The following is a 14,364-nucleotide window of genomic DNA, read 5'->3' on the forward strand; positions in this document are numbered from 1 at the left end:
CGTCGCGGCCCGCCGGTCAGTCCATGCGGTAGAGGCAGACGAGAAGTTCGACAACGGGCTGCATGGCGGGATGCGGGCCGTCCCGCCACCAGGCGAGCCGCACGGCGATGGGCTCGGCGTCGCTCACCGGCCGGTAGACGACGCCCGGCCGGGCGTACTGGTTGGCCGTGGACTCCGCCGTGACTCCGATACGGCGACCGGTGGAGATCGCGGCCAGCCAGTCGTCCACGTCGTGCGTCTCCTCGGTGGCCGGGCGCGATTCCTGGGGCCACAACTCCACGCTGGTGGTGCCTGTCCGGCGGTCGACCAGCAGCGTGCGTCCGCTCAGATCGGCCAGGCGAACCGAGCGGCGCCTGGCCAGCGGATCGTCCGCGGCCATCGCGCACAGCCGCTGCTCGAGACCGACGATCGCCGAGTCGAAGCGCCGGTCGTCCACGGGCCTGCGCACCACCGAGAGGTCGCAGGCACCCTCCGCGAGCCCCGCGGTGGCCGAGTTGACGCGCACGAGGTGCAGTTCGGTCTGCGGGTGCCGTTCGCGCCAGCGCCGCTGGAAGGCGAGGGTATGTCGGCCGAGCGCGGACCAGGCGTAGCCGATCCGCAGCCGGGCCGGACCGGAGGTGGCGCCGCGCACCAGGTCGTCGACCTCGGTGAGCACCCGCCGGGCGTGCGCCACGACGCGCAGTCCGGTGCCGGTCGGAGCCACTTCGCGGGAGGTCCTGCGCAGCAGCCGTACACCCAGCGCCTGTTCGAGCGAAGCCAGTGTGCGGGACACGGCCGCCTGGGAGACGCCGAGGGCGATCGCCGCGTCCGTGAAGGTGCCTTCGTCGACGATGGCGACAAGGCAGCGCAACTGCCGCAGTTCCACTTCATGCATGAGTCAAGCGTATGGATGGCCCGCCGGATGCATTTTCCGCACGGGCCGGGTTCTCGCACGATCGGAGCATGCACGGAGCATCGGCACGCCCGTCCGCATCACCCGCACGCCGGTTCCGTCCGGCAGCCCCGGGGCCGGAACCGGCCCGCACGAGCCCGGCCGGAGTCCTGACCATGGTCGGCAGCGGCCTGTCCAACCAGGTCGGCGCCGCGATCGGTTCGCTCGCCTTCCCGGTGCTCGGACCGGTCGGCGTCGTCGCGGTGCGCCAGTACGTCGCCGCGTTCGTCCTGCTCGCCGTCGGCAGGCCGCGACTGCGCTCCTTCACCTGGCACCAGTGGTGGCCGGTGCTGCTGCTGGCCCTGGTGTTCGGCACCATGAACCTGTCCCTCTACAGCGCCATCGACCGCATCGGCCTCGGTCTGGCGGTGACCCTGGAGTTCCTCGGCCCGCTCACCATCGCCCTGGCCGCCACACGGCGGCGTGTCGACGCCTGCTGCGCGCTGATCGCCACGGCCGGTGTCGTCGTCCTGATGCGCCCTCAACCGTCCACCGACTACGCCGGGATGTGCCTCGGCCTGCTGGCCGCCGGCTGCTGGGCGTCGTACATCCTGCTCAACGGCACCGTCGGCCGGCGCATCCCCGGGGCGCAGGGATCGGCGGCCGCCGCCGCGGTGTCGGCGATGGTGTTCCTTCCGGTCGGCGCGGCCGTCGCCGTCCAGCATCCGCCGACCCCGAAGGCCGCCGCCTGCGCGATCGCCGCCGGGCTCCTCTCGTCCGCGGTGCCGTACCTCGCGGACCTGTTCACGCTGCGCCGGGTGTCGGCCCCGGCCTTCGGACTGTTCATGAGCGTCAACCCCGTCCTGGCCGCCGTGGTCGGCCGCCTCCTCCTCGGGCAGCACCTGGAGTGGACGGCATGGGCCGGCATCGGCGCCGTCGTGACCGCGAACACGGTCGGCATCGCCACACGACGTGGTTGACGGGAGCGCCCGCCTCCGGCTCGGCCTCCCGGTGACGGGGGGCCGCACGCGTTTCGGCATCCCGGCGGGCGATTCGATTGCTTGACTCAAGTAAGTCGCTGTGCTTGCCTCTGTCGAGAACCTGAAACCGTCCGGCCGCCACGGTGGTCGTGACGCCCAGGACCGGGGGCCGCCGATGAGCGGCGGCGGACCCCCGCGCACCGCATCCCGTGGGGACGGGGGCGGTGCGTCCTCGGGCCCGGCCCGGCTCTCACCCCGTCCGGAACCGGGCCCGAGGACGACGGTGCGCGCGTTTCCGCGACCGTCGACCCGCGCGCGAGGGCGGTCCTTCGGATCCGCGTGCCGAGATGCGAGGCAGCGGGTGGTGCCGGCCCTCGGCGCGTGACGAACCGGGCCCAAAGGGCCTGACGACCGCTCCCGGTCCGCGGCCTCAGGGCCGGGCGGCGCTCCCTGAGGGCGTGCGCCGCACGCTCCAGTCGAAGCGGCCCCGGCACACGACCCTGCCCGCCGCGTCCGTGATCTCGGCCCAGGTGGAGATCCGCACACGGTCGGTCTCGCCCGCCCACAGCGGCTCGAGGGCACTCCGGGCCTGGTCGTCGAGGCGGCAGCCGGCGGACAGGCGCCCGCGGGCGGGAGCCAGGAACTCCGCTGCGGCCGCGGTTCCCAGGGGCACGATCCGCTCCAGGGCCCCGGCATGCGGCCCCGAGGCGATGAGGGCGGCCAGCCCGGCCGCGTCGAGCAGGGCGATCAGCCCGCCGGAGTGCAGCGAGCCGATGACGTTGGTCAGCTCCGCGGGGGTGTCGCACGCGAGTTCGGCCTCGCCGTCCACGGCCCGGACGACCTCGATCCGGGCCGTGCGATGCGCCGGTACGGACTCGAGCAGCGTTCGGGCCAGTGCCGTCATGTCCACCCCGCCAGCCTCGCAGGGTGCGATGGCGCACGGGTGTCCACCGGGCAACGCCCGGACACCGACGTCCGGTCGCCCCGTCAGAAGGGGTAGTGAGCGTGCCGGGTGGCGACGGTGACCCAGCGGGTGTTGGAGAACGCCTCGATACCCCACCGTCCACCGAAACGGCCGTAGCCCGACGCCCGCACCCCGCCGAAGGGAGCCTGGGGCTCGTCGGCCACCGACTGGTCGTTGATGTGCACGATGCCGGTGCGGACCCGACGTGCCACGGCCAGTCCATGGGTGGCGTTCTCGGTGATGATGCCGCAGGTCAGCCCGTTCTCGGTGTCGTTGGCGAGGGCCACCGCGGTGTCGTCGTCGGCGAACGTCGCCACCACGCACACGGGGCCGAAGGATTCGGTGCGGTACAGGTCCGCGTCCTGCGGTACACCGGTGAGGACGGTGGCCGGGTGCACTGCGCCCTCGGGTTCGCCGCCGACGAGGACCGTGGCCCCCTTGCCCACGGCGTCCTTCACCAGCCCGGCCACCCGCTGCGCGGCCTGCGCGCTGACCAGCGGACCGATCACGGTGTGCGGATGCGCGGGGTCGCCGGACCGCAGCGAGGCGGTCTTCTCCACGAACTTCCGGGTGAACTCCTCGGCGAGCGACTCGTGGACGAGGATGCGGTCGCCGGACATGCAGATCTGGCCGGCGTTCAGGAACACGCCGAAGGCCACCGCGTCGACGGCGTAGTCCACGTCCGCGTCGTCCAGCACGAGGACCGCGTTCTTGCCGCCCAACTCCAGTACGGCGGGCTTGAGATGGCGCGCCGCGAGCTCTCCGACGATGCGCCCGACCCCGGTGGAGCCCGTGAAGTTCACCGCGCGCACCCGCTCGTCGGCTGTCAGCGCCTGTGCGATCCCGGCGGCGTCCTCACGGTCGTTGGTGACCACGTTCAGCACGCCGTCCGGCAGTCCGGCCTCGCGCAGGATGTCGGCGATCAGCAGCCCGCACGCGATCGGTGCGTCCTCGCTCGGCTTGACGACCACCGTGTTGCCGGCGGCGAGCGGCGCCGCAACGGCCCGGACGCCGAGGATGACCGGCGCGTTCCACGGGGCGAACGCCGCGACCACCCCGAGGGGTTCACGCACCGCCAGCCCGAGTACCCCCTCCTCCTGCGCACTGAGCACCTCACCGCGCGGCGCGGTGACGGCGGCCGCGGCCTCGCGCAGGATGTTGGCACCCAGACCCACGTTGAAGAGGGCCCACGGCCGGGTGCCGCCCGCCTCGTGCGCCATGATCTCGGCCACCTGCTCGCTCCGGGCGTCCAGCAGATCGGCCGCCTTCAGGAAGATCGCGCGGCGGGCGAAGGGGGCGAGCGCCGCCCAGTCCGGGAAGGCCGCGTCCGCGGCGTCCACCGCCCGCTTCACGTCCTCCGGGCCGGCCGCGGCGAGCGTCGCGTACACCTCGCCGGTGTAGGGGGCGACGTCGACGGTGGTGCGGCCGGACGCGGCGGGTACGTCCTTGCCGCCGATGAGGAGTTCACGGGTGACAGGCATGACGGCTTCCTTCGGTACATGGCCGGGACGGTGCTCGGAGGGACCGAGCTTGTTCGCCTGGTGAAATGTCATTCACTGATCTGCTGCGATGCTCCGGCCGGTCCCCGCGAATGTCAAGGCCCCCGGCATGCCGCACAGCCGGGGGCCTTGGGTCTTCGTCCCGGGGTCACCTAGGAGGCGACGTCCGACACCAGTCCCGTCACGGGCGCGACCTTGTCGGTGGCCTGCTGCACCGGCTGGATGCCGTTGACGCGGTTCAGCTCCCCGAGCTGCTTCGACGGCAGCGGGACGTCGTCCTTGTACTGCGCCGGGACCTCGCTGTGGGACAGCGAGTCGAGCAGGGTGACCGGGCTCAGCCTGCTCGCGTCCGAGTTGTCGGCGGGGGCCGCGGTGGCCATCGGCGCCGCAAGGCCCGTGACGCCGAGGGCGATACCGACCGCGGCGACGATACGTCGTGTTGAGATCATGCATGCAGCAACGGGGTGGGACACCGGGCGGTCACGGGACCGGCCGCGCCCTCACCCGACAGGCGCACAGCTCCCGCTGCGCTTGCCGGGGGCCCCGTGCCGGGGGAGGCTCGAAGGAGAGGTCCTCGCGGCCCACCGCACGCCGGGCCCGGCCTTCGAAGGAGGTCTCCATGCGCACCGCGGCAGACACCGCCGCCGACACCCGCAACCCGTCCCGCAGTTGCCCGCCGACGCCGCCTGACGGCAGGCTCGCCGGAAAGATCCCCCTCGAGGCATGGGACGGCTAGGCGGGCAGCGCCGTCTGAAGGTCCGGATCAGCTCCCGGCTCTCCTGGACCTTCTCGGCGGGCGCCGAACTCGGCGGCCGGGGCCGGAGGCTGCCGCCGCCCTCGGCGTGCGCGGCAGGCCTGCGCGCCTCCGCCGCCCTGGTGCGGGCGGCGCTGCGGGCGGGCCGTGCGCGCCCCTGCCCCCCGGCAACGCGCGGCGCTCGAAGGCGGCGTCTCGCGCGTCGATGAGCCGCCGCACCCGGAACCCGTCACCTGGCCTCGTCACGCACCCGGAACCCATCCGCCCGGCCGCAGGATCGCGAGCAGCTGCCGGACCAGCTCGTCCACGATCTCGTCGAGGGTCGCGTCCACCCAGCCGGCCCGCCAGTCGTGCAGCAGACCGTTGACGCTGCCGATGAACGCAGTGGCCGCGATCCGGTAGTCACGCGGGGCCGCCTCCCCCCGCGCGGCGGCGTCGGCGGCCTCGGCGCAGATGAAGTCCACCCAACGGGAACGCCGTTCGAGCCGCTGCTCCTCCAACCTGGGGCTGACCCCGATGATCTCGACGAAGGTGATGCGGATCCGCCGCGGATCGCAGGTGACGTTCGCCGCGTACGCCCGGAAGACCGCGGTGGCGCGCTCGGCGAGCGGCAGGGCGCGGGCCTCGGCGAGGGCGGCCGATGCGGCCCCCTCCGCCCAGTCGTTGACCTGGAGGTGCAAGGCGGCCAGCACGTCCTCCAGGGTGCGGAACTCCTCGTAGAACTGGCGCGTCGACAGACCGGCCGCCTCGCTCAGTGCGGCGACCGTGGTGCTCCGGAAACCGGGGCTGTCGCCGAAGAGCTGCAGCGCGGCGTCCAGGAACCTCCGGCGCCGCTCGGCCTGCCGCTCCTCGGCGGACCTGCCCCCGTAGCGGCCCGTCGGCTGCCTGAGCCTGCCTGCCACGCGCATCCCTCAGCTTTCGTCGATCCGTTCGACAGTCCGCCAATTTTGTCGTGCACGAAGTCTTGTGGAGAGGTCCGACTCTTCCTTACTTTCCAGTAAGTCAATCTGAACGCACCCGTATTCAGATTCGCGGGCCGCAACCCCCGGCGGCTCCAACGAACGGCACCACCCCGGCTTGTCATGTCCTCATCACGGCTGACCACCACAGACAGGGACCCGCCATGTCCGTCCTCAGATCCCGTCACCTCTTCTCCCTCGCTGCCGCCCTCGCCCTGACCGCCGGCGGAACGGCGACCGCCGTCGCGCAGGACACCACCGCCGCCCTGCGCGAGGTGATGTTCGTGGGCAACAACTGGGACGGCACCGCCGATGTCATCGAGTCCACCGGCGACTTCGCCCGGCTCGGCCGTGTCGACGTGGTCCCCGACAAGGCACAGCGCATGGCGGAGATCAACGCCGACCCGATCAAGTGGATCTACTTCATGGCCATCCGCAACAGCGTCGGCGAAGGACACGACCAGTTCGTCGACGACATGTACTCCACTCCGGACGGCAGATCGATGGTCGTCTCCCGGCCGAGCTTCGCCGACGTCGTGTCGATCGACCTGACTACCGGCAGGATCAACTGGCGGTTCCCCGTGGCCGGTTACCGCGCCGACCACATGGCGGTCTCCCCCGACGGCACCCGCGTCGCCGTTTCGGCCTCCACCGCCGGCAAGGTGCAGGTGCTGGACATCGTCACCGGCCGAGGACTGGGCGAGTTCACCACCGGCGACAAGCCGCACGAGAACATCTTCACCAAGGACGGCAAGTACATCTGGAACATGGCCATCGGCGAGGTCAACACGGCCCTCGACGATCCCGTCTGGGACTGGACGAAGGGCGACCGCCACATCACGGTCGTGGACGCCACCACGTTCAAGCAGGTCAAGACCATCGACATGCGCGGCAGGCTGGACGCGATCGGGCTGAAGGACTTCTCCGACGCGGTGCGTCCGGCCGTCTTCAGCCCCGACGAGTCCACGCTCTACTTCCAGGTGTCGTTCTTCAACGGGTTCCTCGAGTACGACCTGGCGACCGACCGGATCACCCGGGTGAAGACCCTGCCCAAGAACCCGGCCACCAGCCCGGATCGCACCACGTGGGTCAACGACTCGCGCCACCACGGCATATCGATGAATCCCTCCGGCACCAAGCTGTGCGTCGCGGGGACGATGGACGACTACGCGACCGTCGTGGACCGCGCCACGCTCCAGGAAGGTCCGCTCGTGACCGCCGCCAAGCCCTACTGGGCGACCGTCAGCGGTGACGGCACGGACTGCATCGTCTCGGAGAGCGGCGCCGACCGGGTCACCGCGATCGACTTCGCGACCGGCGAGAAGGTCGCCTCGGTGCAGGTCGGCGACCACCCCCAGCGGGTACGCCTGGCACACGTCCCCGCCGACTGGACGGGGACGTCCGCCGGCTGACCCCCGGGCCGCCCACGACCACGGTTCCGTCCGTGCCGCGCGCGGCACGGCACGGACGGAACCGTGCCCCGACGGGACCGGCGCCCGGAAAGCATGCGGGCCCGAACCGCACTCAGCCACCGACCCGGCGGCTCACCTTCAGCAGATACTCCTTGCGGTTCAGCGGGTTGTGGTCCGTGCGCGGCCGCTCGGGCATCGATCCGCCCGTCACCGGCGCATAGTGCCCGAAGGCGCTCTCCAACTCGCCCTCGCCCCGCGTCAGGCCCGGCAGTTGCTGCTCCAGGGTGTGCACCCACGCCGCCGGGACCGCGCCCTCGAGGACACAGACGGAACCTCGCGTCTCGGTCGCCCGGGGCACCGCCCGCACCGCGGCGAGCACCGGCAGCAGGGCGCCGAGCGTGTCGGCCGGGGCCTCGATGCGGAAGCTGTGCATCGGCTCGTGCACACGGGTGCCCGCCCGGCGCAGCGCCTCGATCAGTACCAACGGGGTCAGGCCCCGGAAGTCCGCTCCCGTACTCGACATGCTCTTGTCGAACCCCTGGTGGGCATGGCTCTGCCGCGGCGAGTAGCCGGAGTGGGTCATCGTGACCGTGCAGTCGGTGACCTCCCAGCCGTGCAGCCCCTGTCCGAGCACCTCCCGCACGGTGTCCTCGACCGCCTTGAAGAACGCGTACGGCATCGAACCCAGCTCCACCTCCAGGCGGAAGTCCACGCCGCCGCCCGGCGGAGCGGGGTCGACACGCAGACCGACCGTGGCGAGGAACGGGTTCAGGTCCCTCTTGTTGAACTCCACGGCCGCTCCGGTGCCCACCGGCCGTTCGATGCACAGCGGGGTCGTCTCCCGGAAGGTGACGTCCAGGGCGAACTCATCGGCGAGCGTGGCCTGGACGACCTCCTTCTGCACCTCGCCGTAGAGGGACACCGAGGTCTCCTGACGCACCTCGTCGTGCCTGAGGTCGATCAGCGGGTCCTGCTCGGCCAGCCGGACGAGCGCCAGATGCAGGGCCCCTCGGTCGACACCCGGCCCCGGTACGACCACGGTCTCCAGCGTCGGTGGCGCGAAGAAGCGCTCCTGCGCATGCCGCCTCGCACCGATGTCGTCGCCGATCCGGACGTCGGAGAGTCCCCACAGCTTGCCGATGCGACCGGCCGGCACGGCGTCCTCACGCACGTCCGTACCCCGGTCGAAGACACTGATCGACGTGACCCGCCCCTCGGGACGGCCGTCGCCGAAGAGGATCCGGTCGCGGACGCGGAGCGTCCCCGTGAACATCCGCGCATAGGCCACCTTCTCCCCCGCCGGTCCCCGCTCGACCTTGAAGACCGTGCCGGAGAGCGGTCCTGCGGGGTCGCCGCCGGCGGCCGGAAGCAGTTGCCCGATGCCTTCGATCAGCTGCGGCACACCGGCGCCGGTGATCGCCGAACCGAAGAACACCGGGTGCGCCCGGGCACGCCGGGTCTGCTCCACGAGCGCGGTGTGCAGCCGGTCGTGGGACACCATGTCCTCGACGTACGCGGCCAGCAGCTCCTCGTCGTGTTCGGCGAGGACATCGAGCAGTCGCTCCGTGAAGGCGGGGTCGTCGGCGTCGTACGGCGTGACCTGTGCGGTCCGCGTGCCGATCCGGTCCGGCCGCACCATGGGGACGACCGACGGGGTCAGCCGGCGTGCCAGTGCCTCGAGCGTGCGGCCGTGCCGCGCGCCGCCCCGGTCGATCTTGTTGATGAACACGAGCGTGGGGATGCGCAACCGCCGCAGGGTCCGCATCAGCACGCGCGTCTGCGCCTGCACGCCCTCCACGGCCGACACGACCAGGACCGCACCGTCGAGCACGCTCAGCACCCGCTCCACCTCGGCGATGAAATCCGGGTGACCCGGGGTGTCGATGAGGTTGACGGTGACGTCGTCCAACGTGAAGGAGACGACGGCCGACTTGATGGTGATGCCGCGCTGCCTCTCCAGCGCGAGCGAGTCGGTCAGGGTGTTGCCGTCGTCGACGCTGCCGATTTCGTCGATCACCCCGGCCGTGTACAGGAGCCTCTCGGTGAGGCTCGTCTTACCGGCGTCTACATGCGCCAGGATTCCCAGGTTCAGCGTGTGCACGAAGCGTCATGTCCTTCGGAAGGGGGGTGGTTCCTTGCTGGCTGGACATGGACGCTGTGCGCATTTCCGCTCCTCTGGGTCGACTGTTCCTCACGCGCAGTGGACCAGCGACCCCTTGGCCACGGCAACGGATTAAGCGTCAACCAATTCCGCCTCCGGCCGCTCTCCGCACCCGGACGGCGGTCACGGACCGCATCCGCATCCGTCCGCTGCGCGCCCGCGAGCCCTCCTCGACCGGGTGCCGCCGCCGGTCGGCCGAAGACCGCCGGCCGACGGTCACCGCCGCCCCGGGGGCACCGACCGCACCGGCCTTCGCACCGGGTGACCCGGTCCGGGCGGCCCCGGACCCGCCCGGCCCGCTGCGCGTCGCCGGCGCCCGGTATGGCGGTGGCGCCGCCGAGCGTGGAGTCTGTTGTCGAGGGGCGGATTCCGGCCACGCCGGAACGCCTGACCGCGGTGTGAGAGGAGCGGAAGCGTGATCGAGGGAACGCGCGATGCGTGAGATCCTCCCGGCGCTGCACCGGTGGTACACGACGGGATCCCCTTTCGGGCTCGCCACGGTCGTGGCCGTGAGCCGCAGCGCGCCCCGCGGGCCGGGAGCGGCGATGGCCGTCGGTCCCGGCGCCGAGGTGGTCGGCAGCGTCTCGGGCGGCTGTGTCGAGGGGGCGGTGTTCGAACTCGCCCAGGAGGTCGTCGAATCGGGCGAGACGCGCGTGGAGACCTTCGGCTACAGCGACGAGGACGCGTTCGCCGTGGGACTCACCTGCGGCGGGGAGATCACTCTGCTGGTGCGCCGGGTGACACCGGCGCAGGACGTCTCGTTCGGGGCGGTGGCCGAGTCGGTGGCGGCCGGTCGCCCGGTCACCGTGGCCACGGTGATCGACGGCCCCGCACCGCGGGGGGCCACCCTCGCCGTATGGCCCGACGAGGTGTCGGGGTCGCTCGGCTCGAGCGGTCTGGACGCCGCAGTGACCGCCGACGCGCGCGGCGGACTCGCACTCGGTGCCACCGGCCGGCGGCACTACGGCCGGCACGGCGAACGACGCGAGGACGCCGTCACGGTCTTTCTGCACTCCTTCGCGCCACCGCCCCGGATGCTGGTCTTCGGCGCCATCGACTACGCGGCCGCGGTGGCCCGTATCGGCGACTTCCTCGGCTATCGGGTCACGGTCTGCGACGCCCGTCCGGTGTTCGCCACTCCGAAGCGGTTCCCGGAGGGCGTGGAGGTCGTCGTGGACTGGCCGCACCGGTATCTGCACGCCACCGCCACCGACGACCGCACGGTGATCTGCGTGCTCACCCACGACCCGAAGTTCGACGTGCCGCTGCTGGAGGAGGCGCTGCGCAGGCCGGCCGCGTACATCGGGGCGATGGGCAGCCGCCGCACCCACGACGACCGGACGAAGCGGCTGACCGAGGCGGGACTGACAAAGGCCGAACTCGCCCGGCTGCGCTCGCCCATCGGCCTGGATCTCGGGGCGCGCACCCCCGAGGAGGTGGCGGTGTCGGTGGCCGCCGAGATCGTCGCACTGCGGTGGGGCGGCACCGGAGGACCGCTGGCGGCGACCTCGGGGGCGATCCATCCGAACCGGGTCCGCTGCGAGTCGCTGTAGTGGTCGTCCGGCGGCGGGCGCCCTCGTCGGGGCGGTCCTGGCGTGGGCCTGCGTGCGACGGTCCGGGCGCGCACGCCCCGGCGGCGTGACGAGCCGGGCTCAGACCCGCGTCGCCCTGCCGGCGCGCGGCGGCAGCCGGTGCAGGACCACGTCCGTCAGCCGACCGCCGGACACCGTCGCGGTCAGGTAGGTGCAGTGCGGCTGACGCCTGCGGTCGGTCGGGGAGCCCGGGTTGAGCAGACGCAGCCCGGTGTCCGTGACGGAGTCCCACGGGATGTGGCTGTGACCGAAGACCAGCACGTCGAGGTCGGGGAAGCGCTCGGCACACCGGCGCTCCCGGCCCTGGGCGCCGCCCGTCTCGTGGACCACGCCGAGGCGCAGACCGCCGAGTTCGGCACGCGCCACCTCGGGAAGCCGGGCGCGCAGTTCGGCCCCGTCGTTGTTTCCGTGGACGCCGATCAGCCGCGCGGACCGGCTCTCCAGCAGGTCGAGAGCGGCGACGTCCACCCAGTCGCCGGCATGGATCACGACGTCGGCGCGCGGCAGTTCGGCGATCAGTTCCGGGGGCAGTTGCCTGGCCCGAGCGGGCAGGTGGGTGTCGGACATCAGGAGCAGACGCACGACGTCAGGGTGTCATGTCGCCGGACCCCCGGCATCCGGGTCAGGGGGGTGGTGCCGACGGCCCCTGCTCCAGGAACACGTCCGCCCACACCTGCTTGCCGCCGCTGACGGGGACGGTCCCCCACGCCGCCGACACGGCCTCGACGAGGAGGATGCCGCGGCCGCCCGTCGCCTCCCAGCCGATGCTCGTCGGCTTGACCGGCGTACGCGGTGAGTTGTCCAAGACCGCGATGCGCAGCCGGTGGTTGAAGAGGGTGAGGTGCAGACGGACCGGACCGCCGGTGTGGACCAGGGCGTTGGTGACGAGTTCGGAGACGACGAGCAGCACCATGTCGACGTCCTCGGTGACGCCCCAGGCGCGCAGGGTGCGCCGGGTGAAACGGCGGGCGTGCCGGACCGCCTCCGGGACACGCCACACCGTCCAGCTCTCGCGCCGCGGGCGCGTCGCCATGCCGTCGTAGCGCACGAGCAGCAGCGCCACGTCGTCACTGCGGTTCGCACCGGCGAGCAGGGCGTCCGCGACCAGCCCGAGGTGGCCCGGATCGGCGGCGGACAGTTCGTCGGCCAGCCGCGCGAGACCGACCTCGATGTCGACGGCCGCCGACTCGACCAGGCCGTCCGTGGTCAGCGCGATAACCGTGCCGGGCTGCAGCCGCAGCGGGCTCATCGGGAAGTCGGCGCGTTCGACGACGCCGAGGGGCGGACCGCCGTCCGACTCGGGGATCTCCGTGCGGCCGTCCGGATACCTCAGCACGGGTGCGAGGTGACCGGCGCGGACACACCAGGCGGAGCCCTCCTCCATGTCGACATCGACGTAGCAGCAGGTGGCGAACAGGTCGGACTCCATGTCCACGAGGAGCCGATTGGCGTGCGAGACGACGACGTCCGGGGGGTGGCCCTCGACCGCGTACGCCCGCAGCGCCGTGCGCATCTGGCCCATCAGCGTGGCAGCGCCGGCGTTGTGCCCCTGGACGTCGCCGATGACGAACGCGACGTGGTTGTCGGTCAGCGGAATGACGTCGTACCAGTCTCCGCCGAGCTCGAGACCCGCGGTGGTGGGCAGATAGCGCGCGACGGCGACCGCGCCGGGCAGCCGGGGCAGGCGGCGCGGCAGGAGGGCCCGTTGAAGCATGCCGATCAGTTCGTGCTCGGCGTCGAAGGCGTGGGCACGCACCAGTGCCTGTCCGGCGAGGCCCGCCACGGCGGTGAGCAGTGCGCGTTCGTCGGGTGCGAAGTCGTGCGGCTCGTCCCAGCCGATCAGGCAGGCGCCGGCGGTACTGCCTCCGGCGGTCAGCGGCAGCACGGCGAGGCCGCCGGGACCGACGTCCGCGAGCGCCGGCTCCAGTTCGGAGCCGGCGGGCCAGACCGCGGCGCGGCCCTCGCCCAGCGCCGCGGCGAGCGTGGGCATGGCCCGCACCGGTGCGTCGGGCCACTCCGAACGCCACTCGGTCCGCCACAGCTCCGGCCATGCCTCCGGTTCCGGCGGGTCGAGCACGGTCACCACGAGCCGGTCGCCCTCCAGCTCGGCGAGGGCGACGCGGTCGGCCCGCAGCGGTTTGCGCAGCGCGGACACCACGGCCCGGCCGACGTCGCGGACGGTGCCCGCGGTGGCGAGGGCCGCAGCGAGCCGCTGGATGCGGGTGACGTCGCTGACGGCGGGGCGCAGCTTGGAGGCGTCGGCGACCGTTCCCACCAGCCGCGCCGGGTGGCCCCGCCCGGCCGGCAGCAGCCGTCCGCGCAGCCGCAGCCACTTGGGCTCGCCGGACGGCTGGAGGATGCGGAACTCCAGTTCCCGGTCGCCGATGGACATGTGGTCGGCCTCGACCACGGACATCAGCGAGGGGAGATCGTCCGGCACGGTCCGGGAGAGCAGGGTCTCCACCCTGTCGTCGAACTCGTCGGGCTCGATGCCGAACAGGCGCAGCATCTCGTCGTCGACCTCGACCCGGCCGCTGTCCACCGCGAGGCTGAAGAAGCTGCCCGACAGCTCCTTGGCGTGGTCCTCGGCCGGAGCGGGACCGGTGACGGCCTCGGCCAGAAGACGGAGACATTCACGTTCCTCGGCGTCGAAACCCTCCAGGGCGTCTCCGACGGCGACCAGGCACCCCCCTTCCCGCAACGGCAGGGCCGCGAGCGAGAAGTCCCTGACGGGCAGGCGCTGCGCGGCGGGCCGGCGGGCCAGGTCCTCGGCCGTCAGCCACACGGGCCGTCCGGAGCGGTGCGCGTCCGCCGCGGGACCACCGGCGGAGAGGGGGTAGACGTCGCGGAGTCCGTACAGCACACGCGGTACGCCGGCGGACTCGGTGAGGCACAACCGGTCCCCGTCGGCTGCCGGGACGTAGACGGCCGCCAGCGTCGCTCCGGCGAAGACGAGCGCCTGTTCCAGGGTGCGGCGCAGGCGCTCGCGCGGATCGAGGTCCGCGCTGAGGGTCTTGAGGGCAAGTTCGGCACGGAGTGTCCTCGTTCTGCGTCCCGCAGCGCCGTCACTGCCCATTCGGCCATTACAGCGCTTTGCAGACGCTCGCGCAGCCCCTGTGAACGTGCCGATCCCACGTGTCGGTGGTGCGCAGCGACGCGCGCCCCGTCGGCC

11 protein-coding genes are annotated in these 14,364 nt (G+C 72.4%); 3 read left to right on the forward strand and 8 right to left on the reverse strand.

What is annotated here, in order from left to right; translation table 11 throughout:
• Positions 1 to 16: 16 nt before the first annotated feature.
• Positions 17 to 874, reverse strand: a complete 858-nt coding sequence (locus ACSHXN_RS05575) for a LysR family transcriptional regulator (protein ID WP_438302751.1) — start codon at positions 872 to 874, stop codon at positions 17 to 19.
• A gap of 68 nt (positions 875 to 942) precedes the next feature.
• Here ACSHXN_RS05575 and ACSHXN_RS05580 point away from each other — a divergent pair, with 68 nt between their 5' ends.
• Complete coding sequence (locus ACSHXN_RS05580; protein ID WP_438302752.1) at positions 943 to 1,851, forward strand: EamA family transporter; 909 nt, start codon at positions 943 to 945, stop codon at positions 1,849 to 1,851.
• A gap of 430 nt (positions 1,852 to 2,281) precedes the next feature.
• Here ACSHXN_RS05580 and ACSHXN_RS05585 read toward each other — a convergent pair whose 3' ends face one another.
• The 4 genes from ACSHXN_RS05585 to ACSHXN_RS05600 all read right to left on the reverse strand — a co-directional run bounded on the left by ACSHXN_RS05585 (position 2,282) and on the right by ACSHXN_RS05600 (position 5,970).
• Complete coding sequence (locus ACSHXN_RS05585; protein ID WP_355140969.1) at positions 2,282 to 2,755, reverse strand: DUF4442 domain-containing protein; 474 nt, start codon at positions 2,753 to 2,755, stop codon at positions 2,282 to 2,284.
• An 83-nt stretch (positions 2,756 to 2,838) separates the two neighbouring features.
• Entirely contained in the window at positions 2,839 to 4,296 is a 1,458-nt protein-coding gene (locus tag ACSHXN_RS05590; protein WP_356113342.1) for an aldehyde dehydrogenase family protein, read from the reverse strand.
• A 170-nt stretch (positions 4,297 to 4,466) separates the two neighbouring features.
• Positions 4,467 to 4,763, reverse strand: a complete 297-nt coding sequence (locus ACSHXN_RS05595) for a hypothetical protein (protein WP_355140959.1) — start codon at positions 4,761 to 4,763, stop codon at positions 4,467 to 4,469.
• A gap of 547 nt (positions 4,764 to 5,310) precedes the next feature.
• Entirely contained in the window at positions 5,311 to 5,970 is a 660-nt protein-coding gene (locus ACSHXN_RS05600; protein WP_355140961.1) for a TetR/AcrR family transcriptional regulator, read from the reverse strand.
• 221 nt (positions 5,971 to 6,191) lie between these two features.
• Here ACSHXN_RS05600 and ACSHXN_RS05605 point away from each other — a divergent pair, with 221 nt between their 5' ends.
• A complete protein-coding gene (locus tag ACSHXN_RS05605) occupies positions 6,192 to 7,439 on the forward strand; it encodes a YncE family protein (protein WP_383358207.1) in 1,248 nt (415 codons plus the stop codon).
• 112 nt (positions 7,440 to 7,551) lie between these two features.
• Here ACSHXN_RS05605 and ACSHXN_RS05610 read toward each other — a convergent pair whose 3' ends face one another.
• Complete coding sequence (locus ACSHXN_RS05610; RefSeq protein WP_355130142.1) at positions 7,552 to 9,540, reverse strand: translation factor GTPase family protein; 1,989 nt, start codon at positions 9,538 to 9,540, stop codon at positions 7,552 to 7,554.
• Between the two features lie 494 nt (positions 9,541 to 10,034).
• On the opposite strand from ACSHXN_RS05610, the gene ACSHXN_RS05615 reads away from it, so the two are divergent.
• Positions 10,035 to 11,153: an XdhC family protein gene (locus tag ACSHXN_RS05615; RefSeq protein ID WP_355130140.1), complete on the forward strand. Its 1,119-nt coding sequence runs from the start codon at positions 10,035 to 10,037 to the stop codon at positions 11,151 to 11,153.
• Positions 11,154 to 11,252: 99 nt separating this feature from the next.
• On the opposite strand, the gene ACSHXN_RS05620 is transcribed toward ACSHXN_RS05615, so the two are convergent.
• Together ACSHXN_RS05620 and ACSHXN_RS05625 are read right to left on the reverse strand one after the other, a co-directional pair.
• Entirely contained in the window at positions 11,253 to 11,774 is a 522-nt protein-coding gene (locus ACSHXN_RS05620) for a metallophosphoesterase family protein (RefSeq protein ID WP_438302753.1), read from the reverse strand.
• 40 nt (positions 11,775 to 11,814) lie between these two features.
• Positions 11,815 to 14,268 (reverse strand): SpoIIE family protein phosphatase, encoded by a 2,454-nt coding sequence (locus ACSHXN_RS05625; protein WP_356113337.1) that lies wholly within the window; start codon positions 14,266 to 14,268, stop codon positions 11,815 to 11,817.
• Positions 14,269 to 14,364 lie beyond the last annotated feature (96 nt).

The sequence above is a fragment of the Streptomyces sp. HUAS TT11 genome (assembly GCF_051553595.1).
Lineage (GTDB): Bacteria > Actinomycetota > Actinomycetes > Streptomycetales > Streptomycetaceae > Streptomyces.